General features: G+C 64.0%; 25 protein-coding genes and 1 tRNA gene. 19 read left to right on the top strand and 7 right to left on the bottom strand.

The genetic code is table 11. The features are described from left to right. Nucleotides 1-13 precede the first annotated feature (13 nt). Genes gatE through argH form a run of 3 tightly spaced genes read right to left on the bottom strand, consistent with a single transcriptional unit; the run spans nucleotide 14 to nucleotide 4579 of the window. Nucleotides 14-1873, bottom strand: coding sequence for a Glu-tRNA(Gln) amidotransferase subunit GatE (gene gatE / locus BP737_RS03435; RefSeq protein ID WP_292409225.1), 1860 nt, complete (start codon nucleotides 1871-1873; stop codon nucleotides 14-16). Further along, complete coding sequence (gene gatD / locus BP737_RS03440; protein WP_292409291.1) at nucleotides 1863-3104, bottom strand: Glu-tRNA(Gln) amidotransferase subunit GatD; 1242 nt, start codon at nucleotides 3102-3104, stop codon at nucleotides 1863-1865. The genes gatE and gatD overlap by 11 nt, the downstream gene beginning before the upstream one ends. Beyond that, entirely contained in the window at nucleotides 3101-4579 is a 1479-nt protein-coding gene (gene argH / locus BP737_RS03445; protein ID WP_292409223.1) for an argininosuccinate lyase, read from the bottom strand. The genes gatD and argH overlap by 4 nt, the downstream gene beginning before the upstream one ends. A 535-nt stretch (nucleotides 4580-5114) precedes the next feature. Between argH and BP737_RS03450 the strand changes: the two genes are divergently transcribed. The 17 genes from BP737_RS03450 (at nucleotide 5115) to hisB (ending at nucleotide 18774) form a co-directional block, all read left to right on the top strand. Continuing rightward, nucleotides 5115-6107 carry an ABC transporter substrate-binding protein gene (locus tag BP737_RS03450; RefSeq protein WP_292409221.1) on the top strand — a complete coding sequence of 331 codons (993 nt, stop codon included), beginning with the start codon at nucleotides 5115-5117 and terminating at the stop codon, nucleotides 6105-6107. A gap of 134 nt (nucleotides 6108-6241) precedes the next feature. Then, entirely contained in the window at nucleotides 6242-7018 is a 777-nt protein-coding gene (locus BP737_RS03455) for an ABC transporter permease (protein WP_292409219.1), read from the top strand. Nucleotide 7019: 1 nt separating this feature from the next. Next, nucleotides 7020-7781: an ABC transporter ATP-binding protein gene (locus BP737_RS03460; protein WP_292409217.1), complete on the top strand. Its 762-nt coding sequence runs from the start codon at nucleotides 7020-7022 to the stop codon at nucleotides 7779-7781. Nucleotides 7782-7842: 61 nt separating this feature from the next. Further along, nucleotides 7843-8355 (top strand): 50S ribosomal protein L16, encoded by a 513-nt coding sequence (locus tag BP737_RS03465; RefSeq protein WP_292409215.1) that lies wholly within the window; start codon nucleotides 7843-7845, stop codon nucleotides 8353-8355. A 95-nt stretch (nucleotides 8356-8450) separates the two neighbouring features. Beyond that, entirely contained in the window at nucleotides 8451-9290 is an 840-nt protein-coding gene (locus BP737_RS03470; RefSeq protein ID WP_292409213.1) for a fumarate hydratase, read from the top strand. Continuing rightward, on the top strand, nucleotides 9287-9832 hold the full coding sequence (locus BP737_RS03475) for a FumA C-terminus/TtdB family hydratase beta subunit (RefSeq protein ID WP_292409211.1): 546 nt from the start codon (nucleotides 9287-9289) through the stop codon (nucleotides 9830-9832). The genes BP737_RS03470 and BP737_RS03475 overlap by 4 nt, the downstream gene beginning before the upstream one ends. An 11-nt stretch (nucleotides 9833-9843) precedes the next feature. Beyond that, on the top strand, nucleotides 9844-10116 hold the full coding sequence (locus tag BP737_RS03480; RefSeq protein ID WP_292409209.1) for a 4Fe-4S dicluster domain-containing protein: 273 nt from the start codon (nucleotides 9844-9846) through the stop codon (nucleotides 10114-10116). Continuing rightward, on the top strand, nucleotides 10113-11213 hold the full coding sequence (locus tag BP737_RS03485) for a 2-oxoacid:acceptor oxidoreductase subunit alpha (protein WP_292409207.1): 1101 nt from the start codon (nucleotides 10113-10115) through the stop codon (nucleotides 11211-11213). The genes BP737_RS03480 and BP737_RS03485 overlap by 4 nt, the downstream gene beginning before the upstream one ends. Next, a complete protein-coding gene (locus BP737_RS03490; protein ID WP_292409205.1) occupies nucleotides 11210-11998 on the top strand; it encodes a thiamine pyrophosphate-dependent enzyme in 789 nt (262 codons plus the stop codon). Before BP737_RS03485 ends, BP737_RS03490 begins: the two co-directional genes overlap by 4 nt. Beyond that, nucleotides 11995-12543: a 2-oxoacid:ferredoxin oxidoreductase subunit gamma gene (locus BP737_RS03495; RefSeq protein ID WP_292409203.1), complete on the top strand. Its 549-nt coding sequence runs from the start codon at nucleotides 11995-11997 to the stop codon at nucleotides 12541-12543. The genes BP737_RS03490 and BP737_RS03495 overlap by 4 nt, the downstream gene beginning before the upstream one ends. Then, a complete protein-coding gene (locus tag BP737_RS03500) occupies nucleotides 12530-13615 on the top strand; it encodes a succinate--CoA ligase subunit beta (protein WP_292409201.1) in 1086 nt (361 codons plus the stop codon). Before BP737_RS03495 ends, BP737_RS03500 begins: the two co-directional genes overlap by 14 nt. Continuing rightward, entirely contained in the window at nucleotides 13612-14478 is an 867-nt protein-coding gene (gene sucD / locus BP737_RS03505; protein ID WP_292409199.1) for a succinate--CoA ligase subunit alpha, read from the top strand. Before BP737_RS03500 ends, sucD begins: the two co-directional genes overlap by 4 nt. Then, entirely contained in the window at nucleotides 14475-15287 is an 813-nt protein-coding gene (locus BP737_RS03510; RefSeq protein WP_292409197.1) for a DNA integrity scanning protein DisA nucleotide-binding domain protein, read from the top strand. The genes sucD and BP737_RS03510 overlap by 4 nt, the downstream gene beginning before the upstream one ends. Before the next feature lie 60 nt (nucleotides 15288-15347). Next, complete coding sequence (locus BP737_RS03515) at nucleotides 15348-16550, top strand: methionine adenosyltransferase (protein WP_292409195.1); 1203 nt, start codon at nucleotides 15348-15350, stop codon at nucleotides 16548-16550. A gap of 29 nt (nucleotides 16551-16579) precedes the next feature. Further along, entirely contained in the window at nucleotides 16580-17479 is a 900-nt protein-coding gene (hisG, locus tag BP737_RS03520; protein ID WP_292409194.1) for an ATP phosphoribosyltransferase, read from the top strand. A gap of 4 nt (nucleotides 17480-17483) precedes the next feature. Then, nucleotides 17484-18203, top strand: a complete 720-nt coding sequence (hisA, locus tag BP737_RS03525; RefSeq protein WP_292409290.1) for a 1-(5-phosphoribosyl)-5-[(5-phosphoribosylamino)methylideneamino]imidazole-4-carboxamide isomerase — start codon at nucleotides 17484-17486, stop codon at nucleotides 18201-18203. Then, a complete protein-coding gene (hisB, locus tag BP737_RS03530; protein WP_292409192.1) occupies nucleotides 18190-18774 on the top strand; it encodes an imidazoleglycerol-phosphate dehydratase HisB in 585 nt (194 codons plus the stop codon). The genes hisA and hisB overlap by 14 nt, the downstream gene beginning before the upstream one ends. Nucleotides 18775-18784: 10 nt before the next feature. Here the strand turns inward: hisB and nth are convergent, their stop codons facing one another. The 3 genes from nth to pyrH all read right to left on the bottom strand — a co-directional run bounded on the left by nth (nucleotide 18785) and on the right by pyrH (nucleotide 20292). Further along, entirely contained in the window at nucleotides 18785-19453 is a 669-nt protein-coding gene (nth, locus tag BP737_RS03535) for an endonuclease III (RefSeq protein ID WP_292409190.1), read from the bottom strand. Between the two features lie 5 nt (nucleotides 19454-19458). Continuing rightward, nucleotides 19459-19533, bottom strand: a tRNA-Pro gene (locus tag BP737_RS03540). A 54-nt stretch (nucleotides 19534-19587) separates the two neighbouring features. Further along, nucleotides 19588-20292, bottom strand: a complete 705-nt coding sequence (gene pyrH, locus BP737_RS03545) for a UMP kinase (protein ID WP_292409188.1) — start codon at nucleotides 20290-20292, stop codon at nucleotides 19588-19590. A 172-nt stretch (nucleotides 20293-20464) separates the two neighbouring features. On the opposite strand from pyrH, the gene amrS reads away from it, so the two are divergent. Together amrS and BP737_RS03555 are read left to right on the top strand one after the other, a co-directional pair. After that, complete coding sequence (amrS, locus tag BP737_RS03550; RefSeq protein WP_292409186.1) at nucleotides 20465-21478, top strand: AmmeMemoRadiSam system radical SAM enzyme; 1014 nt, start codon at nucleotides 20465-20467, stop codon at nucleotides 21476-21478. Continuing rightward, the gene (locus BP737_RS03555) at nucleotides 21459-21950 is read left to right on the top strand and encodes a Mut7-C RNAse domain-containing protein (protein ID WP_292409184.1); all 492 of its coding nucleotides are present in this window, start codon (nucleotides 21459-21461) and stop codon (nucleotides 21948-21950) included. The genes amrS and BP737_RS03555 overlap by 20 nt, the downstream gene beginning before the upstream one ends. A 75-nt stretch (nucleotides 21951-22025) precedes the next feature. On the opposite strand, the gene BP737_RS03560 is transcribed toward BP737_RS03555, so the two are convergent. Then, complete coding sequence (locus BP737_RS03560; RefSeq protein ID WP_292409181.1) at nucleotides 22026-23078, bottom strand: hypothetical protein; 1053 nt, start codon at nucleotides 23076-23078, stop codon at nucleotides 22026-22028. Nucleotides 23079-23187 lie beyond the last annotated feature (109 nt).

Here is a 23187-nt window from a genome sequence, read left to right on the forward strand (position 1 = left end):
ATCGTTCCGGAGATCAGGCAAGTAATTCTTTTAGTTCGCGCCTGAGGACCTCGCTGACGACCTTGCCGTCCACGCTCCCCCTGAGTTCCTGCATGACGACCCCCATCAGGGGACCAAGTGCGCCCATGCCCTTCTCGCGGGCGAATGCCTCCCGCTCGGCCACGATGCGGTGCACGATCGCTTCCACATCGGCCCGCGACACGGCGGGGGCCATCCTGGCAATGGCTGCATCCACCCGCTCCCGGGGCGTTCCGCCGCCACCGCCCGCCGTCCGGGCGAGTTCGGTGATCAGGTCGGGGATCGCCTCCTTTGCAGCCCGGCCGGCTTCCACGGCGGAGAGGAGGGTAAGGATCTCCTCTTTACTCACCCGGTCGACGGCCACGCCGTCGCGGGCAAGTTCCCGGCAGGTGGCAAGCAGTGTCCGTGCCGCGGTGGTGGGGCGGACACCGGCGGCGACGGCCGCTTCAAACGTCGGCAGCCGCTCGGAGAACGCCATCTGGTGCGCCAGCGCCTCGTCAAGCCCGAACGCCCTGACAAACCGCTCCGCCCGGTCGGTCAGAAGTTCGGGCACCGCGATGCTCTCCCAGCGGTCCTTATCGATCTCAACCGGAAATACGTCGGTCTCGGGGTACATCCGTGCAGCTCCGGGAAGCGGGCGCATGTAGGCCGTGCTCCCTTCTTCCAGCATCTTCCGGGTCTCCTCGGGCACGCCGGAGAGGGCCATCTCCGCGCGGATCATCACCTGCTCGATCGCGCAGCCGGCCCGCTCTCTTCCCGCCGCCACGATGACGACGCAGTCCTCTTCCGCGGCGCCGACAAACGCCCGCAGACGGGCGACCTCCTCTGCGGTGACGCCGTAGGCGGGGAGTTCGTCGGTGTGGAAGATCCCGCCGACGCCGCACTTCTTCGCGTAGTCCGACATCTCGCTCCCGAGGCGGCGGCCGGGCTGGATCTCCCGCCCGACGAGACCTGCAAACCCGCAGAGCCGGACGGCGAGGATGGACTTCGCCTTCTTCAGGATGGAGGATGCCGTCCCGGCAAAGAGTTCGGCGACGTCGACGACGGTGTGGTCGACCCGTGCGCCGCGCTCCCGTAAAGCGTCGCGAACGGCAAGGAGGTTCGTCTGCCGTTCGACCTCGCGGCGGACCACCTCGGCGATGAGGTTGAGTTCCTGAACGCCCTTGATCTCAACCCGTGCGCCGCCGGCGATGGAGACGTTGATGTCCTGCCGGATCGTCCCGAGGCCCCGTTTCACCCGGCCGGTGGAGCGGAGCACCATACCGATATACTCGGCGACCCGCTGGACGGCCTCCGGGGTGTGCATGCAGGGAGCGGTGGTGATCTCGACGAGCGGGATACCCAGGCGGTCGAGGGAGAAGGTCTCGCCCTCGACCCGTTGCGCCGCCTCCTCTTCAAGGCATATCGTCTCGATCCGGCAGCCGTCCGGGAGGGCGCCGGAGAGCGCAACGAGCGCCGTCCGCTGGAACCCGCTGGTGTTCGAACCGTCGATGACGAGTTTTCGCATCGTCTGCACCTGCTCGACGGGGGTCATGCCGAGCATCTTCGCTATCGTGAGGCAGACCTCGAGCGCCTCGGGGTTCATCGGGGCAGGAGGCTCCTCGTCGTGCTCCACCAGGCAGACCGTATCGTAGGTGTAGTAGCAGAACTTCCGGACGAGTTTCATCTCTTCCCGTGCCGCCCGGTCGATCTCACCGAGTTCGCTCTCCGTCGCCCGAAGGTAACGGTAAAACTCCCCCGTCCGCTCGCTGGTGTCCCGGAGAAGGGTGGGGCACCGGCAGAAAAGTTTCTCGGCGGTGTCGAGTTGCTGGTGGATCTCGATCCCGGCTTTGAGGCCAAGTTCCTTATAGTTCATTAGTCGACCTCCGCCGGATCTCTCCCGCAAGGTCGGTCTGCATCAACTCGCCCGCCCGTTCAGGGTCTTTTTCATGCCCGAGTACCCACATCAGTTTGACGAGCGCCGCCTCGGGGAGCATGTCCTCGCCCTCGATGACGCCGGCGGCAAGAAGGTCTCTTCCGGTGTTGTAGACCCGGTCGCAGACCCGGCCGTGCAGGCACTGGGACGTCATGACGACGGTCGTCCCGTCCTCGATCATATCCCGGAGCCGTGGTATCCATTCCGTCGCCACGTGCCCGAGCCCCGTCCCCGATATCACCAGGCCCGCGTAGCCCTCAAAGGCGTCGAGGACCGCGGTGGGCATACCGGGGTAGAAGTTGAGGAGGGCGCAGCGCTCTTCGAGCGTATCGTGGAGTTCCGGCTCCCCGGTCCCCCGTCGGACCGCAACGTCCGAGAGGGTGACGGAGAGGGAGGGATAGTCGACGTAGCCGAGCGGCGCCATCCCCATGCTCCGGAAGGCGTCGCGCCGGGAGGTGTGCATCTTCCGAACCCTCGTCGCCCGGTGGATGGCGCACCGGTCGTCGTTCGTCGTCGCGTGCATCACCACCGCCACCTCGCCGAGGTCGCCGGCAGCGACGGCGGCGCTGCAGAGGGCGTTCATGGCGTTGTCGGAACTCGGGCGGTCGGCGGACCGCTGCGACCCGACAAAGACCACCGGCACCGGCGTCTTCAGCATGAACCTGACGGCCGCCGCCGAGTAGGCCATCGTGTCGGTGCCGTGGGTGACGATCACCCCGGAGACCCCGTGCCGGATCTCGTCGTAGACCGCCCGGGCAAGTTCCTGCCAGAGCGCCGGGCGCATGTTCTCCGAGAGGATGCTTGCGACCTGGCGGTCGCGGTAGCGGGCGATATCCCCGAGTTCCGGGATCGCCCGCAGGATGTCGCTCGCCGAGAACTGGCTCGTCACGGCCCCTGTCCGGTAGTCCACCCTGCTTGCGATCGTCCCGCCGGTGGAGATGATGGCGAGTTCCGGGAGGTCGGGGTTCTGGACGACGACCCCGGCGCCTGCCGGCGGCTGCGGAGCCGCGCGCTCAATCAGTTCAATCTTCTCGGGGGATGTCCCGATGTTGTAGCCGTTGTCCAGTTTGACGACGGCCATCCCGTCACGCTCGGTGATGTAGGTCCCGGTGAGGGCGGTCCCGCCGCTCGCGTACCGCACCAGGTCGCCGGTTTGCAGAGTCTCCGTTATGCTACCAGCCTCCGTGATTCAAGGATAAGGTGTTCAAGCGCTTGATTGAGCGCCGCGTCGGTCTCTTCCGCCCATGTCGCATCGCGGCGGAGGAGTTCTTTTTGTTCGGAAAGTTGCACCGCGACCGCCGCGGGCGCCGGGCCGCCGACGATGCTCCGCACCGCGACGGCGTGACGTGGATCGAGGGCCGCATCGATCCGCTCCTGGGTGACACCCAGGTCCACGACCGAGAGGCCGGCCGCTTCCCGGGCGGCGCCTTCGAGCGTGGCGAGGTCGAGCGAGCCGTGTCTGACCGCCCGCCCGACGATCCGGTGGGCGGTGCGGAAGGGAAGCCCGTAGTCCCGGACGAGGACGTCGGCAAGTTCCGTCGCGGTGGAGAAACCCCGGCCCGCCTCGGCGGCCATCCGCCCGGTGTTGAAGGCCGCAGAACCGATCATGCCGGAGAGAAGCGGGATGCTCTGCCGGACCGCCTCCACTCCCCGCCAGAGGTGCGGAGTCGCCTCCTGAAGGTCGCGGTTGTAACTCATGGGGAGCCCCTTCACGATGGTGACGGCCGCGGCAAGCTCCCCGGCGACCGATCCGGCCTTCGCCCGCATGATCTCGGCAACGTCCGGGTTCTTCTTCTGGGGCATGATCGAGGAGGACGAGCAGTAGGCGTCGTCCAGCTGGACGAACCCGACGAACGCGGTGCTCCAGAGGACGAGTTCCTCACAGAGCCTGCTTACCGTCGTCATGCAGGCGGCGGCGGCGGCGAGCACCTCGATGACGAAGTCCCGGGCGGCGACCGCGTCCATGCTGTTTTGCGCCGGGCGGGAAAAGCCAAGGAGGGCGGCGGTGTAGTTACGGTCGAGCGGAAAGCCGGTCGAGGCAAATGCCGCCGAGCCGAGCGGCGATACGTCCACACGGGCGTACGCCTCCCGGAGCCGGGCCGTATCGCGGGAGAAGGCCTGCTCGTAGGCAAGAAGGTAATGAGCCAGCGTCGTGGGCTGGGCGTGCTGGAGGTGGGTGAAGCCCGGCATCACCGTCTTCGTATGGGCGGCGGCAACGCTGAGCAGGGTCTGCCGCAGGTCGACAAGCGACCGCACGAGGGCGATGATCTCCTCTTTGAGCCGCATCCTCACGCAGGTGGCGACCTCGTCGTTCCGGGACCGCCCCATGTGGAGGCGGCCGCCGACGTCCTCCCCGACCCGGTCGATGAGGTAAGCCTCCTTTCCGGCGTGGATGTCCTCGAACCGTTCGTCGAACGCCTCTTTCGGGAGGCCGTGGTCGTGGAGGTCAAGGAGCGCCGCCATCAGCGCCCGTGCCGGTGCTTCTTCGATGATCCCCTGCCGGGAGAGGCCGAGGAGGTGTGCCATGTCCACGAGAAGGTCCACCTCCGCGATCCAGCGGTCGGCGTCCATCGAGGCAAGAAAGTGCTCGAGATCGCCCGAACGTTCGCCGGAGAGACGGCCCTGCCGAATCTGATCCGTTCGCATCCTATCAACAGTCCTGCCTGTACCGTTTGGCTCTATAGAGATTAAAACCACACCCGCGGCGGCGGGGAGGATACCGGAGGGGGTGCGATGCCCTGGGCGTGACTGCGGACGGTGCAGCGGACTTGAGTGCCCGAAAAATTCGAGATGAGTCTTGTTTTGATCTCGACTGCCGGATCGGTGGATGAAAAGGGCTCCGTATGCCGGACCCGGGGTATATCGCCGCAAGAGGGGGGGCAACGGGGAATGCGGGCCTGAGAAACTCGGAGAGTTTCGAAGGGAGTGCCTCTTTCTCTCGGGCGCGATAACCGCTGGAAAGCCGGTGAACGGGCAAAGCCCCAAACGTGCCCTCCTCATCCCCGGCATCCTCTCTCCGGGAAGGAGGCCGCCCCGTACGCATGGATTACCCCATAAGGAAAACAATTGGTCAAAAATTTCTACTATAGTATAACAAAAACCCTCATTTTCGATAAAACTATATACTGACAATATGAAGACTACTCACTATACTTGCAACTATTACCTATGGAAGATGCTTATGAGACCAATTATTGCAGTTGTTCTGGCCGTGGCCCTGGTTGCAGCGTTTGCATTTGTCTCCGGGTGCACGGGAACGGATACCGGCGACGTGACGCACCTACGGATCGGCTACCAGCCGAGCACTCACCAGACCGCACACATGACCGCGATGGAGAAGGGATGGTGGCAGACCGACCTTGCGCCCCTGGGCGTCACTCAGGTGACCGACTATAACTTCCCCACCGGGGCGCCTGAGATGCAGTCGATGCTTGCCGGGGACCTTGATGTCGCCTACGTAGGCTCCGCCCCGGTCATCGCGGCCGTGAGCAGCGGACTTGACGCCAAGATCGTTGCAGCGGTGCAGACGCAGGGGTCCGACCTGGTGCTCAGGAACGAGATCCCCTACTCGACCCCCGCAGACCTCGTGGGTAAGAAGATCGCAACCTTCCCGCCGGGGACGATCCAGGACACCGTTCTCAGGACCTGGCTTGAGGAGAACGGTGTCGACCCCGCAAAAGACGTCACCATCGTCGCCATGGACCCCGGCGCCGCCACCACCGCCATCTCCGCAGGCCAGGTCGACGGCGTCTTCCTGCCCCACCCGTCCCCGGCCGTCATCGAGGCGGAGGGCACGGGAAGAACCGTGGTGCAGTCGGGCGAGATGATCAAGGACCACTCATGCTGTGTCCTCGTTGCGAGCGGCTCCTTAATCCGCGAGCACCCGGAGATCGTCGAACAGATCGTTAAGACGCATATCAATGCGACGGAGTACAACCGCGAACACCTGGACGAGGCCGCATCCATCTACTCAAGGAAGACCGGACAGGACGTCGAGACCGTGAAGGCGTCCTTCAGGGACTGGGACGGCACCTGGACCACCGACCCGCGGGTCATCGCGCCGTCGGTAGTCGAGTACACGAACCTTCAGTACGACCTCGGCTACATCGACAGGCCTCTCACCGAGGACGATCTCTTCGACTTCTCGTTCTACGAGAAAGCCCGGGAATCATAACCCGGGACCTCCCCGCTTTTCCCTCCAAAAGTATCTTTTAGAGACATGCCGATGAAATAAGGGAAGAACCTTCCGGAGTGAGCCCGTCTTCACCCCGCCTTCCGGCAGGTAACCCACGCAGCGGAACTGAAGCCATGAACAAAAAGACACAGAAACGATTACTCGGCATCGCATCGATCATCGTCGTGGCGGTGATCTGGCAGATCGTCGCGGAATACGTGGTGGGGCAGTCCTTCATCCTTCCGAGCGTCAGCGACGTCCTCGGCGCGTTCGTCGAGCTTTTAGAGTCCGGCACCTTCCTCACCGACACCATGGTCAGTCTTGAACACTTCGGGATCGGACTCATCGTGGCGCTCCTCCTCGGCATTCCCATCGGGGTTTTGATGGGATGGTTCCGGGTGGCGGACTTCCTGCTCGACCCGATCATCGAGATCCTCCGCCCCATCCCGCCGCTCGCCTGGATTCCATTCGCCATCATCTGGTTCGGGCTCACCAGCCAGGCGGCGGGGTTCGTCATCTTTGCCGGAGCGTTCTTCCCGATCCTGACCGCGACCTATTCTGCATTTCGGGGCATTCCGAAGGTCTATGTCGAGGCGGGCAAGGTGCTCGGGTGCGACACCTCCTTTGAGGTGATCCGCTACGTCGCCCTTCCCGCAGCCGTCCCGTCGATCGTCTCCGGCATCAGAACGGCCATGGGCGTAGGGTGGATGTGCCTTGTGGCCGCCGAGATGTTCGGCGTCTCCACGTACGGCCTCGGCTACCAACTCTGGCACAACTACTACCTCCACCAGATGCCCGAAGTCGTCGCTTACATGTTGATCCTCGGGTTCCTGGGCCTCTTTATCGACCGGATCTTCCGAAACTACGTGGACCAGCGTCTCCTGCGGTGGCATGCAGGGGAGGTGGCTTAGCATGAGCGGGGTTAAGATACAGGGGATCAACAAGGCTTTCCCGAAGGAGGACGGCACCGTAACGCAGGCGCTTGCCGGCGTTACCCTGGATATCCGGGACAAGGAGTTCGTCTGCCTGGTCGGGCCGTCGGGGTGCGGGAAGACGACGCTTCTCCGGATCATCGCCGGGCTTGAGACCGCAACCGCCGGGAGCGTGACCGTCGACGGCCAGCGGGTCACCGGCCCGGCCCCGACGCGGGGGATGGTCTTTCAGGAGTACTCCCTCTTTCCCTGGCGGCGGGTGATCGACAACGTCGCGTTCGGCCTGGAGATGAAGGGCGTCGCAAAGGAGGAGCGCCGGAAGACGGCGGAGCGGTACCTCGAGATGGTCGGCCTCTCTCAATTCCGGGACGCCTACCCCTACGAACTCTCCGGCGGGATGCGGCAGCGCGTGGCGATAGCCCGGGCGCTTGCAAACGATCCCGAAGTCCTCCTCATGGACGAGCCGTTCGGCGCCCTGGACGCCCAGACCCGGAACAAGATGCAGAAGGAACTCCTCGCTCTCTGGGGCCAGACGAAGAAGACGATCGTCTTCGTCACCCACAGCGTCGACGAGGCGGTTTACCTCTCCGACCGGATCGTCGTCCTCTCCCCGCGGCCGGGGACGGTCCGGGAGGTTATCCCCATCCCCTGGCCGCAGCCGCGCGACCGGACCAGCGCCGAGTTCGCGGAAGTCCGCCGGAGGGTGCTCCGGATGATCGACGAGAGTGAAGACTTCTCGTAAGGTTTATTAGAGGAGATCTCAATTTTATAAAGGACTCATAGATCGGCAGGAGTTTTTAAAGATGGTACGAAAACCAGCGAAGATGTACAGGAATCTCGCAAAGAAAGCATATACACGCAGAGAATACATGGGCGGCGTTCCGGGCAGCAAGATTGTGCAGTTCGATATGGGCAACCTCAGCCAGGATTTCCCGGTTGAGTTCTCAATCGTCGCCGAGGAGACCTGCCAGATCCGCCACACGGCCCTTGAAGCCGCTCGTATCAGCATCAACCGGCAACTCCTCAAGGAAGTAGGGAGGGTAAACTACCATTTAAAGATCCGGACCTTCCCGCACCACGTTCTCCGTGAGAACAAGCAGGCGACCGGCGCAGGAGCGGACCGTGTCTCGGAAGGAATGCGCCTCGCCTTCGGGAAAGCCGTCGGCACCGCGGCACGGGTTGAACGGGGTCAGAAAGTCTTCACCGTCTGGACAAGCCCGCAGTATGCCGAGAAGGCAAAGATCTCTCTCCAGCGCGGCATCTACAAGATCCCGACTCCCGCAAGGATTGTCGAAGAGCGGGCACCGGAAGCATAAATCCGCACCCAGTCCCACCCTTTTTCCGGGGAGCAACCCGTAGATCCGGTACCCGTGGGAATGTGGATTATTATAAACCCTTCCCGCCAGTATACATGATGATAAATTCGGCAGATTCGACACTTTCGGGCGCACTGGCAGAGGCTACAGAGAGAGCCCTCGTAGAGGCCGAGCTCCGGCTTCCTCCCGACGTACTTGCAGTGCTCCGGCGGGCGGCGGCGACCGAGAGGAACGAGATCGCACGCCAGGAGTTCACGAACATCCTGGAGAACGTCGAACTCGCCCGGGAACGGCGGGTGCCGATCTGTCAGGATACTGGGGTGCCGGTCGTCTATATCACCCTGCCTCCCGACGTTCCGTTCTCCGCTTCCCTCTTTACGGGGGTGCGGGAGGGGGTGCGCCGGGCGACGGCCGCGATCCCTCTCCGCCCGAACGTCGTCGACCCGCTCACCCGGGAAAACACCGGGGATAACACCGGTGTCGGGGTGCCGGTCGTCCACGTGGCGCCCGGGGACCGGTTCACGGTGACGGTGCTCCCGAAAGGTGCAGGCTCCGAGAACGTCTCAAGGATAGGGATGCTTCTCCCCTCGCAGGCGGCGGAGGTCCCGAAGTTCGTCGTCGAGACGGTGCTCCTCGCGGGAGGCAGGCCCTGCCCGCCCGTCATTCTCGGCGTCGGGATCGGCGGGACGTTTGACGCGGCGGCGGCACTTGCAAAAGAAGCCCTGCTCCTCCCGGTCGATACCATGGACCGTGACGAGCAGGAGATCTGCGATGCGGTCAACGCCCTCGGTATCGGGCCGATGGGTCTCGGCGGCGATACGACGGCGCTTGCGGTGAAGGTGAAGCGGGCGGACTGCCACACCGCGTCCCTCCCGGTGGCGGTGAACGTGCAGTGCTGGGCCTGCCGCCGGGCGACCGTGGAGGTGCGGTGGTGACGGACCTCGTAACGCCGCTCGGCGACGAGGTCCTCTCGCTCCGGGCCGGCGACCGGGTCACCCTCTCCGGGACGATCTACACCGCCCGGGACGAGGCCCATCTCCGCATGATGAAAGAAGGCATACCCTTCGATCCGAAAGGCGCCGCGGTCTATCACTGCGGCCCGGTGGTGAAGGGCGATCGCCTCGTCGTTGCCGGGCCCACCACGTCGGCCCGGATGAACGCCCTCACGGGTTTCCTCATCGACGCGGGCGTCCGGGTCTTCATCGGCAAGGGCGGGATGGGGCCCGAAGTGGTCGAGCAACTCCGGGGGCGCGCCGTCTACCTCGCGCTCACGGGGGGGTGCGCCGCGCTCGCCGCCTCCCGCCTGCTTCTATCCGGCGTCTACTTCGAAGACCTCGGCATGGCTGAAGCCGTCTGGGTCATCAGGGCCGATCACCTGCCGCTGACGGTCGGAATCGACGCCCACGGCGGCGATCTCTTCCGCGCCGTACGCGAGAAAGCGAAAACACAATTTCACCAGCGATTCAATACCATGTAGGATGCCGTCTCATGAAACTTGTCATCGATGAAAGCCGCTGCAAAGGCTGCAACCTCTGCGTGCTGGTCTGCCCCTATGGGATCTTTCAGGAAGGGACGGAACTCAATCGCCGGGGGATCGTCTCCCCGGTCCTCGACCGCCCGGAACGGTGCACGAACTGCCGGCTGCAGGCCCTCTACGGGCGGACGCTCTGCGGGGTCTGCCAGATGATCTGCCCCGACCAGGCCATCTCCTGGGTTGACGAGAAACCGTTCGAACCGCACCGGGTGGAGGTGGAGTTTTGAGCCGGGTTGAGTTCATGCAGGGAAATGCCGCCTGTGCCGAGGGTGCGCTTGCCGCGGGGTGCCGGTTCTTCGGCGGCTATCCGATCACGCCGTCGACCGAGATCGCCGAGACCATGGCCCGAAGACTCCCGAAAATCGGCGGGGTCTTCATCTCCATGGAGGACGAACTTGCAAGCATCGCCTCGGTGATCGGGGCCGCCTGGACGGGAACAAGGGCGATGACCGCGACAAGCGGCCCCGGGTTCTCGCTGATGATGGAGAACATCGGCTATGCGGCCATGACCGAGACGCCGTGCGTCATCGTCAACGTCCAGCGGGGCGGCCCGAGCACCGGCCAGCCGACGCGGGCGGCGCAGGGGGACATGCTCCAGTGCCGGTTCGGGTCGCACGGCGACTACAGCACCATCGCGCTCACCCCGAACTCCGTTCAGGAGATGTTCGACCTGACGGTGAAGGCGTTCGCCCTCGCGGACCGGTTCAGAGTCCCCACATTCCTGATGGCCGACGAGATCGTCGGCCATATGCGGGAGCGGGTGACCATCCCCGACGCCGTCGATATCGCCCCCCCGCGACCGCTTGCGGAAGGTTCTCTTCCGTTCGAGGCCGGTGCCGACGGCGTTCCCGGGTTCGCGCCCTTCGGCTCGGGGAGGTCCGTCCACGTGACGGGCCTCACCCACGACGAGCGGGGTTACCCGGACACGACCGACCCCGAAGCGCACGCGAAGCTCGTGCGCAGGCTGGTCGCGAAGGTCGAGTTGGCCCGCCACGATATCGCCGACTACGAGGTCACGAACCCCGATGCCGGGACGGTCTTCATCTCCTACGGTGCGCCGTCACGGGCGGTGGAGCAGGTGATCCACGACCATCCGGACGACACGGTCGGCCACCTGCGCCTTCGCGTCGTCTGGCCGTTCCCGGAGCGTGCCCTGCAGGAGTTCCCGAACGCCGACGTCTTCCTGATGCCGGAACTGAACATGGGCCAGATGGTGCGGGAGGTCCAGCGCCATGTAGACCGGCCGGTCGTCTCCCTGCCGAAGATCGGGGGAGAACTCCACACCCCCGCCGAACTTGCGCGGGCCCTGGAGGCGCACCGATGACCGCGCCCGACTGGCTCCGGAAAGACCGCCTGCCCCACATCTACTGCACCGGGTGCGGCAACGGGACGGTCATCAACTGCACCCTTGCGGCGGTGGAGGAGATGGGCTGGAAGCGGAACGAGACGGTCTTTATATCCGGGATCGGGTGCTCTTCCCGCGCTCCCGGGTACATCCTTACCGACTCGCTCCATACCACGCACGGGCGGGCGCTCGCCTTCGCCACCGGGGTGAAACTGGCACGCCCGGACTTCAACATCGTCGTCTTCACGGGAGACGGCGACCTTGCCGCCATCGGCGGGAACCACTTCATTCACGCCTGCCGCCGGAACGTGGACATGACGGTGGTCTGCATGAATAACCTGATCTACGGCATGACCGGCGGGCAGGGGAGCCCGACGACCCCGCCGGGAGCGTTCTCGACGACGACGCCCTACGGGTCGAGCGAACCGGCCTTCGACCTCGCGGAACTTGCCGTGGCGGCGGGCGCAAACTACGTCGCCCGCTGGACTTCCTACCACGTCAAGGAACTCACGAAGGCCATAACCGCCGGAATGCAGACGCCGGGACTCGCGTTCGTCGAGGTGAGGACCCAGTGCCCGACGAATTACGGCCGCCACAATAAACTCCGGCGCGTCTCGGACATGATCGAGTATCTCCGGAGCCATGCGATGCTCGTCGAGAAGTACAACCGGACGGTCGCGGAGGGGAGACCGATCCCGGACGGGACCTTCACCGTCGGGGAACTGGTCCGAAGGAGCCGGCCGGCGATGGGGGCGCGCCGATGAGACACGAGATCCGGTTCTCGGGATACGGCGGGCAGGGGATCATCCTCTCCGCGGTCATCCTCGGCCGGGCGGCGGCGCTCTACGACAGCAAATACGCCGTACAGACGCAGGTCTACGGCCCTGAAGCCCGGGGCGGGGCCTCGATGGGGCAGGTGGTGATCGATGATGCGCCCATCCTCTACCCCGAAGTGGCCGACCCCGACATCTACGTCATCATGTCCCAGCAGGGGTTTGAGAAGTACGGAGTTCGGGCGCGGGAGGACGCGGTCATGCTCCTTGACGCCGACCTGGTCCGGTCGCGTCCGATCTCGCGTTACTGCGAGATCCCGGCAACGGCGGAGGCTAAGGGGACCCTCGGCCGGGAGATCGTGGCAAATATCGTGATGATCGGCGCTCTCGTGGCCGCAACCGGGGTTGTGAGCAGGGAGGCGATCGAACGCGCGGTGCTCGACAGCGTGCCGAAAGGCACCGAAGATCTGAATCTCAGGGCACTGAAGCGGGGATTTGAACTCGGTGAAAGGGGTCGTAAAGATGAAGCTGCTTGAATTTGAGGCAAAAGAACTCTTCAGGGAGGAAGGCATCCGGGTGCCGAGGGGCCTCCTGGTCAGCGAGCACGAGGAGATCCTCCTCCACATGAACGAACTCGGGAAAAAAGTCGTCGTCAAGGCGCAGGTGGACGTCGGCGGCCGGGGCAAGGCCGGCGGCGTCCTCATGGCCGACGCCTCCAATGTCGTCGAGACGGCGCGGCACCTTTTCCACACCCCGATCAAGGGCGTACCCGTCCCCCGGGTTCTCATCGAGGAGCGCCTCGCGATCGAGCACGAGTACTACGTCTCCATCGCCATCGACCGCTCGGCGAAGCAGCCGGTGATCCTCTTTGCCGACGTCGGCGGCGTCGAGATCGAGGGGACGGCAAAGAAGAACCCCGATGCGATCAGAAAGATCACGTTCTCACCCCTGCTCTCCGATGTCCCGAACTTCCTTCTCCGTGAACTCACCGGGAACGTCCCGGACAGCGTTCGGGAGATGATCAATAAACTCTATCATGTCTTCTGCAAGAAGGACGCTCTTCTCGCCGAGATCAACCCGCTCGTGACGACGCCGGAAGGAGTCTACGCGGCCGACGCGAAACTCATCATCGACGACAACGCCCTCGCCCGCCAGGGGATAGCGGTCAATCGCGACCTCTCGGAGCGCGAGCGTGAGGCGGAGAAGCACGGGTTCTCCTATGTGGAGCTCGGGGGGACCATCGGCGTCATCGGCAACGGCGCCGGGCTCACGATGTCGACGCTCGACCTTATCGAGTATTATCACGGACGGGCGGCGAACTTCCTCGACGTGGGAGGCGGCGCCGACCAGGAACGGGTGATGCACGCCGTCCGGCTTGTCGCGAGCATGCCCGGGGTCACGGTGATCGTGGTCAACCTCCTTGGGGGCATCACCCGGTGCGACGAGGTGGCGAAGGGCATCATCGCCGCCGACGTCACACCGACGGTCATCGTCCGGATGGCCGGGACAAACGAGGAGGAAGGGCGGCGGCTGCTTGCCGAGCACGGCTACCGGATGCTTGAGAGCATGGATGCGGCCGTGAAGACGGCGCTGGAGGTCGCAGCATGATCTACGGAGAGAGATCCCTTGGCGTGATCGTGCAGAACATCACCGGCAGGCAGGGTCGGTTCCACACGGAACTGATGAACGACTACGCGCGCAAGGTCGGCGGCCGCGGCGTCGTCGCCGGGGTCGCGCCCGGCAAGGGAGGGCAGGAGGTTCACGGCGTGCCGGTCTACGATACGGTAGCGGAGGCGCTCCGGGAGCACGACGCGACCGCAAGCGTCATCTTCGTCCCGGCGAGCGGCGCGGCCGACTCGGTCATGGAGGCGGCGCACGCGGGGATCGATCTAGCCGTCGTCATCACCGAGCATATCCCGGTTCACGACGCCATGAAGGCGATCTCCTACGCAAAACTCCACGACTGCACGGTCATCGGCCCGAACTGTCCGGGTTTCCTCTCGCCGGGAGAGTGCAAACTCGGGATTATGCCGGCCCATCTCGCCACCCGGGGTGAGGTCGGCGTCGTCTCCCGGAGCGGCACCCTCACCTACGAGGTGGTTGACGAACTCACCCGTGCCGGTATCGGCCAGAGCACGGTGGTCGGGATCGGCGGCGACCCGGTGATCGGCCAGACGTTCGTGGACGTGCTCGCACGGTTCGAAGAGGACCCGCAGACGCGGGCAGTCGTCGTCATCGGCGAGGTGGGAGGCAACCTCGAAGAGGAGGGCGTCCGGTCGACGGACCTCCCCGTCGTCGCCTACATCGCCGGCGTGAGCGCCCCGCCGGAGAAAAGGATGGGCCACGCGGGGGCGATCATCGAGGGCGGTGAAGGCGACGCACGCTCCAAGGTGCGGCGCATCGCCGCCCTCAACGTCCCGGTCGCGTCCCGGCCGTCGGAGATACCGGGGTTGGTTCGGGGGGTGCTATGAACGGCGACCTGATGCTTGCCACCGCCTGTGAGGTGGCGGCGAAGATCGGTGCACGGGCGGTCGTCTCGTTCGTCGAGCCGGCCTCGGTCCCCCCGGGCGCGCCCGATATTCAGATCATCCGGGTGCAGGAACTGCAACTGGATGTCTTAAAGGACCTCACCATGCACGATATCCTTGAGGTGAGCGAGCGGCATATGCTTGACGCCGCCGTCCACCTCTACCTCCGGCGAAACCTGGAGAGCGGTCTCGTTGTCGGAGTCTTTCCCTACGCCGTCATCATCTACGACATCGAGGAGGGGAAGAACTTCATCAATCTCAAGGATTTTTCCGATATCGTCCCCCGCGAGGTGCTCCACGCGGCCCTGACGCTCGCCCTCGAGATCGCGCTCGAAGGCAGGGAAGGAAGGGCCATCGGCACCGCGTTTATCATCGGAGACCCGGAGGAGATCTTCAAGCATTCCCACCAGGCGATCCTCAACCCCTACCAGGGCCAGCCGGCCGCTCTTCGAGACATCAAGAACAAGGATAACTGGGAGAGCGTCAAGGAATTCGCCCAGCTGGACGGCGTCTTCGTCATCGATAAGAACGGCGAGGTGCGGGCGGCGGGGCGCTACCTGGACGTCACCGGGCGGGGCATCTCTCTTCCCGGGGGCCTTGGAGGGAGGCACCGCGCAACTGCGTCCATCACGCACGAGGTCCCGGTCGTCGGGATCACGGTATCCGAGAGCGGGGGCATGGTGCGTGTCTTCAGGGACGGCAATTGCAAAATAGGAATCCGCTCCGACATTCATCTCAGGAGTAATGGTTAGAAATGGTTATATGAGTTGCAATCATTTCTCTTATATTACTTTAGAACTACGGTGGATTTGATGACCAGGAACATCAGCGTTGAAGGGCTTGACCAGATCCCGATCGAGAAGCAGCGGATTGAACTCGTAGAACGGAAATGCCTCGGGCACCCTGACAGCCTTGCGGATGGTGTCGCGGAATCGATCAGCCGGGCGCTCAGCAGGTCATACCTGGAGGAGTGCGGCAGCGTCCTGCACCACAACACCGACCAGGGCGAGGTCGTGGCGGGGGAGTCGATCCCGCAGTTCGGCGGCGGCCGGATAACGAAACCGATCTACTTCCTCATCTCGGGCCGGGCGACCAGGACCTTCAACGGCGTGAACATCCCCGCAGACGCGATTGCCGTCGAAGCGGCACGAAGTTACATCAAAAAGATCCTCCCTATCATCAACATGGACCGCGACGTCATCGTCGACTGCCGGATGGGGAACGGGTCGACCGATCTCCGGGACGTCTTCCGGTCCTGCGAGGGCAAGGTCCCCCGGGCGAACGATACCTCGTTCGGTGTCGGGCACGCACCGTTCAGCGAGGCGGAGAGCATCGTCAAGGGTGTTGCTGCGTTCATCGACGACGAACTCCGCCTGAAGTATCCCGTCATCGGTCAGGACTGCAAGATCATGTGCCTGCGTGACGGCGACGTCATCACTCTCACGATCGCCATGGCGTTTGTAGACCGCTACTGCTCGAGTCTCGCCGAGTACGTCGAACAAAAGAATGTTCTGACGGAGCAGATCGCTCTCGTTGCAAAACGGTTTACACAAAGGAAGGTCAACGTCGCTATCAACACCGCCGACGACCTTGAGGGCGGCAGCGTCTTCCTGACGGTCTCGGGCACTTCGGCCGAGATGGGCGACGACGGGTCCGTCGGCCGGGGCAACCGTTCGAACGGGCTGATCACCCCGAACCGCCCCATGAGCATGGAAGCGACGAGCGGTAAAAACCCGATCAACCACATCGGAAAGATCTACAACCTCCTTTCGACGCAGATAGCGCAGGACTGTGTCAGGGAGATCGACGGCATCGAGGAGATGTACGTCCGTCTCCTCTCCCAGATCGGCTATCCGATCGACCAGCCGCATGTGGCAAGCGCCCAGGTCCTTACGAAACCTGGCGTAACCATCGGGTCCGTCAGGTCCGATATCGAGGGGATCATCGACGGGTGGCTGGAGAAGACCACCACCATCACCGAGAAGGTCATCCGGGGAGAACTCTCCACCTTCTAATCTTTTCCGGTCCGGAGTTGTCGTTATCCATGAATAAACCAGCATCCCGAAAGCCGGGGCTCGAGCCCGGGCTTGTCCGTCTTGCCATCCCGAACAAAGGGAGGATCGCCGCGCCCGTCAACGACCTGATCGAGAAGAGCGGTCTCCATCTGGTCGATGCGGGGGAGCGGAGGCTCATCACCCGGACCCGCGACCCGCACGTGGAGATCCTCTTCGCCCGGCCCATCGACATCCCGGAGTACGTGGCGAGCGGCGTCGCCGACCTCGGCATCACCGGGAGGGATATGGTCATGGAGCGGGGCTCAACGGTCGAGCAGGTGCTCGACCTGCAGACCGGAAGGGCAACGCTCGTCGTTGCCGTGCCGGAGGAGTCCGATATCGAGGCTGTTGCCGATCTTTCCGGGGCAACGGTGGCGACCGAGTTCCCGGGAATCACCCGCTCGTTCTTTGCCGGGCGCGGGATCACCGTGACGGTGGTGACCGTCGGCGGGGCCTGCGAGGCGACGCCGCACCTCGGGATCGCCGACGCCATCGTCGATCTCACCTCTTCGGGGACGACCCTCCGGACGAACCACCTCCGCGTCATCGAAGAGGTCCTTGACTCCACAACGATCCTGGTTGCAAATCCCGCCTCTCTCACGGCTAAACGCGAGAAGATCGACGAGATCGTCCTTGCCCTCGAGAGCGTCATCCGGGCGGAGGGGCAGTGCTACCTGATGATGAACGTGCACCGGAGCGCTCTTGCAGATGTGAGACAGGTGCTGCCCGGCCTCTCCGGCCCGACGGTGATGGACGTGGCGTCCGACGAGAACCTGGTCGCCGTTCATGCCGTCGTGAAAGAAGAACGAGTTTATCAGTTGATCAATCAGTTAAAACGGGCCGGCGCAAAAGACATATTAGTCATGCCCATTGAACGGATCATACGTTGAGAAGATGGAGATCTATCCTGCAGTCGATATCCTGGACGGGCGGTGCGTGCAACTCGTACAGGGGCGGCCTGAGGCGGCGACGGTCTATGGGGACCCGGCCGCCTGGGCGCATCGGTGGCTCGATGAGGGGGCGGACGGCCTCCACATCGTCAACCTTGACGGGGCGTTCGGCCGGGCGCAGAAGAACGCCGACCTGATCCGGGCTTTCATCGGGGAGACCAGCGCTTTCGTCGAACTCGGCGGCGGGGTCCGGAACGTGGAGGACGCCGCCGGGTGGCTCGATACCGGCGTCGACCGGGTGATCCTCTCGACCCTTGCCGTCCGGTCGCCGGAGACGATCCGGACGCTTGCCGATGAGTTCGGCAGCGCCCGGGTCATGGCGGGGATCGACGCCCGGGGAGGCGAGGTGATGATCGAGGGGTGGAAGCAACCGGCGGGGAGTTACCTCTCCTGGGCGGAGCGGTTCGAGGACCTCGGCGCGGGAGCGCTCCTCTACACGAACGTGGAGCGAGAAGGGCTCCAGCAGGGGATCGCACTCGGTCCGGTGACGGACCTCCTCCGCCGGACGGGTATTCCGGTCGTCGTCTCGGGCGGGATATCGAGTCCGGGGGACGTTGCAGCGCTTCGCGGCGCCGGAGCTGCGGGAGCGGTGATCGGGTCGGCCCTCTATGCCGGGAAGGTGCGTCTTTCGGATCTTCTGGGGGCGGCTCATGCGGAAGAGTGAGGTCCACCGCACCACGAGGGAGACCGATATCGATCTCTCCCTCACTCTCGACGGTACCGGGACCGGGACCGTCGAGACCGGAATACCGTTCTTCGACCATATGCTCACGTCGTTTGCCCGGCACGGCCGGATGGACCTCACCGTTCGGGCGGCCGGCGACCTTGCGGTGGACCCCCACCACACCATCGAGGACCTCGGGATCGTCCTCGGCACGGCCCTTGCCGAAGCGGTCGGGGACGGACGGGGGATCACCCGGTTCGCCGACGCCGCCGTCCCGATGGACGAGGCGCTCGCCCGGGCGGCGCTCGATGTGGGCGGGCGGGGATACCTCGTCTTCAATGCCGCCTTCTCGCCGGCGGGCCCGGGCGGCATCCCCGGCGACCTCATCGAACATTTCTTCTACAGTTTCTGCACCAATGCCGGGATCACCGCCCACATCACCGTCACGGGGAGGAACGACCACCATATGTGTGAGGCGGCGTTCAAGGCGGTTGCACGGGCGCTCCGGGCGGCCGTGGCGGTCGACCCCTCCATGATGGGCGACGTACCGAGCACGAAAGGCACGTTGTGATCCGGGGCCCTTATTCTTCGTCCGGGGGTTTCCCGGCACGCAACTCCCGGCAGTACCGGCAGAGGTCGGCGACGACGCACCGGTCGTGTTTCGGGTTCTGCGCCGTGCAGACAGCGCGCCCGTGGCGGATCAGGAGGTAGTTGATGTCCCGCCAGACCTCATGCGGGAAGAGCGCCATGAGGTCGCGCTCGATGACGGCAGGGTTCGTGCTGTCGGTAAACCCTATCCTCTTTGAGACCCGGCGGACATGGGTATCGACGGCGATGCCGACGTTGATCCCGAACGCCTGAGAAAGGACGATGTTTGCTGTCTTTCTCCCGACGCCGGGAAGCGTCTGCAGTTCCTCCATCGTCTGCGGAACTTCGCCGCCGAAGTCGGAGACGAGTTTCCTTGCGGTTTCGACGATGTGGCGGGCCTTTGTACGGTGGAACCCGATGCTCTTGATGATCGGCTCCACCTCCCCGGGTTCCGCGCGGGCGAGTTCCTCCGGCGTCGGGTAGCGGGAGAAGAGCGTATCGCGGACGGCGTTGACGGCGCGGTCCGTTGTCTGCGCGGAGAGGATGGTGAGGATCAGCGTTTCAAACGGGTTATGAAAGTTGAGAAAGTGGCGCCTGTCGTCGACGATGGGGTACTGCACAAGAAGACGACGGTATGCCTCACAGGCGGTTTCGCGGTTCATGCTGATGGGGCAGGGCAGATTTGAACTGCCGTCAAAGCGTCCCAAACGCTCTAGGATGGACCAGGCTACCCTACTGCCCCGGTGCCACCATACATTGGAAAAGCAGACAAAAATAGTTACCGATTGGGGACCGTTCAGGCCGGCAGGGGGTTTGAGTCTTCTTCGCACACGATGGTGCCGAGGGCGGTGCCTTCTACGATCACCCGGTAAAGGTTCTCCGGGTCGCGGCCGTCAAGGACCAGGAGCGGGATCCCGGACCGTTCGATGACCTTACCGGCCACGATGTCGAGCACCGTATTGGCACCCGCATTCATTCTGCACCCGGTTATGATATCGAGGAGTTCATGCGGCGTGAGGCGCTCATACCTCACCGCACCGGAGTTCGTCTTCGGGTCGGCGCTGTAGATCCCGTTGACCGACGTGGCGTTGATGAGGAGGTCGGCGCCGACGCTCTCGGCGAGGACCGCGGATACGGCGTCCGTTGTCTGTGCGGGGGTGATGCCGCCCATGACGACGATCTTTCCGGTCTCTGCAAACTCACGTGCTTCCGTGTAACTCTCCGCAACGCGCGGGTAGGCCGCATCTCCGAGTCCGGCCACGAGAAGGCGCGCGTTCAGCCGGGTCACCAGGATGCCGAACTCGTCCGCCGTCGCCTCATCGACACCGAGGTCACGGGCGACCTGGATGTACCGGCGTGCCTCCCCGCCGCCGCCGACAACGATAAAAAGCCGACATTTTCCAGCAATCCTTCTGAGAACAGAGGCGTATTGGCTGATATTGTTCGATTCGAGCGAAGGAACCAGAACCGAGCCACCCAGAGATACCACGATCTTCTTCATTCCACCCTATTATTATCCCCGATATCACTCATATATCTGTTGTGAAGATGCTGTACTCTTCTCCACGCGATTTCCACGGGGGCTCCGGGCTTTGCGGGTGGGGCGAAGCGCCGGCAGCGGCCCGCCCGCACCCCCGCAAGATAGATATCATGGTTCCTCTCACGCGGTGATCATGCACGAGGCGCGACTCTACCGGAAACTGGAGGATAACGCCGTCCGCTGTTCGCTCTGTGCTCACCGGTGCACCATACGGGACGGCAACGCGGGGGTCTGCGGCGTACGCATCAACCGCGGCGGCACGCTCTACGCCGCCACCTTCGGTAAGATTGTTGCCGAAGCGGTCGACCCTATCGAAAAGAAGCCGCTTTTCCACTTCCTGCCGGGGACCCTCTCCTACTCGCTCGGAACGGTCGGATGCAATTTCCGCTGCGAACATTGCCAGAACTGGACCATCTCCCAGGAGACGCTGGAAGCGCAGTCGCTCCGGGACCTCGACCCGGAGCAGGGCGTGGAGCGGGCGCTTGCATCCGGTTCCGCGAGCATCTCCTGGACGTATAACGAGCCCGCCATCTGGCACGAGTACCCGCTTGCGATGGGGACGAGCGCGCGCAAGCGCGGGCTCGGGACCGTCTACGTCACGAACGGCTATATCACCGAGGAAGGGCTCCGCGAGATCTCTTCGATGCTTTCGGCTTTTCGCGTCGATATCAAGTCGTTCTCCGACGCCTTTTACCGGAAGGTCTGCGGAGGGCGGCTGCAGCCGGTCCTCGACGCGACGGCTCTTGCAAAGGAACTCGGACTGCATGTCGAGACGGTCACGCTGGTCATCCCCGGGCAGAACGATTCGATGGAGGAGATGGAGGCGCTCATCCGCTGGGTGCTCGAGAACCTCGGGCCCGATACCCCGATGCACTTCACCCGGTTCCACCCCGACTACAGGATGACGGGCGTGAGGCCGACCGAGATCCGGGCCCTCGAGAAGATTTACGAGCGTGCGAAAGAACTCGGGCTCCACTACCCGTATCTGGGAAACGTCGGAAGCCATCCCTACGAGAACACCTACTGCCCGACCTGCGGCAGCCTCGTCATCGAGCGGTCGGGGTATGCGGTCAGGATGCGGGGGCTCAAAGATCATACCTGCACGACGTGCGGCGGGCGCATCGAGTATGTCTCGGAGATCCGGTGAAGCCCGGTTCCTGACCGACAGGATGCTCGGGACGCTCACCCGCTACCTGCGGTTCATGGGCTACGACACGATGAGCGCGAACAGCCTTGCCCCGGGCAGCAACCGGGAGGACACGCTCCTCCTCGAGATCGCCGCCCGGGACGACCGGCTTCTCCTGACCCGGGACCGCGAACTCGCCCGGCGGGGCGGGGCGCAGGCGGTCTACATCGAATCTGAAGCGCTCATGGATCAGGTCCGGCAGGTGGCCGACCGCGGGCTCATCGAGCCCGAGATCCGGATGTGCCGCTGTTCGCTCTGCAACACGTCCCTCCGGCCGGCCACCGCGCGGGAGATCCGGGAGGCACGCTACGCCCCACGGTCGGCCCGGGGGAAGGGGTTCTCGTGGTGCCCGATCTGCCGGAAACTCTACTGGATGGGTTCGCACGGCGACCGCCTTGAGCAGCGTCTGAAGAAGATGCGCCCCCCCTCCTGACCCCCGGCGTATGCAGAAGGTGCCGGTGGGTTTTTCCACAAATTTGATACCGGCCCCGGGAGCGGGAAGTTGTCCTCACGGCAGCATGACGGCTGCAAGGTGCTCCATCAGGCGGAACGGGTCCGACGCAACGACGGGTGTCCCCGCGTAAAGTTCCATCCCCCCGATATCCGAGGTCCGGGAATACAGGTCTCCCCGGTCCACCACCCATGCGACATAGTGACCCTTCCCTCCGAGCGGCGGCATATACACCGCCGCATTGTAACTCTGCACCCCTATGTTGTGGTAACACTCAAGTACTTTTGCGAGCGCAGGGGCGAGATCGCGCGGCGACTCCGCGAGGATCACAACTTCGTGCTCTTTTCTCGGGGTGAGGTGCGCCATGACCCGGGCGGCCCCGTAGACAAGCCCGAGACCGACGGCAGTGTGAACCGTAAAGAGGTCGTCGTAGTATTCGCTCCCGTATCGGCACCGGTACTCCTCCCTGATCCTCTCGATCCGTTCCAGAGCGGCATACGGACGGTGGGTGAGCAGGACCTGGGCATGGTTGTGCACGACGCTCGCCCCTGCACGCCATAGGAGGTTCCAGATGAGAAGGGGGTAGACCGCACGGGGGTCTATCCTGTGCGCGTCCTGGCACCACCGGATGGCCACGCTGATCATATCGGCTATCTGCGGTTCTGCCGTGATGTAGGGATTGTTCTCTTTCGCGATGATGACGGCATGGAGGTAATCGTACTTGGCGATGTTGCTTGCTGTGATCCAGTGGTCGCCGTCGATCCTCCCGAACGTATCGGCGGGCGTCTCTTCGAGGGGGTTTGCGAACGGCCCCTCCCCGGCAAGCACCTGCAGGTCCCGTGTCTCTTCGGTGCGTGGCGTCAGGACCGGACGGCGTGCCCGGACCGAATTGAAGAGCGTGCTCTCGCCGGTCTGGTCGTTGGTCACCCTGACGATCTGCTGGGTCTCGATATCGCCGTACTTCTCCTGCACCCATGTTTTCATTGCGTCGGGGAAGACCAGGTGTCCCGGTTCGACGTACCAGGAGTAGATCCGGGAGACAAGCACTTCCATATCCGGCGCGAGTTCCTGTATGATGCCCGGTAATCTGGTAATATCAAGTTGAGCCATAGAAATCCGGTATGCCGATCCTGTACCGATAAATATTCGCATCGGCCGGAGCAGGCTGGAAAAGAACCGGGAGCAGGCCGGGTGGGTGTCAGGCGCAGCCATGGGGTAT

It is taken from the genome of Methanoculleus sp. UBA291, from assembly GCF_002499755.1.
Classification (GTDB): Archaea; Halobacteriota; Methanomicrobia; order Methanomicrobiales; family Methanoculleaceae; genus Methanoculleus; species Methanoculleus palmolei.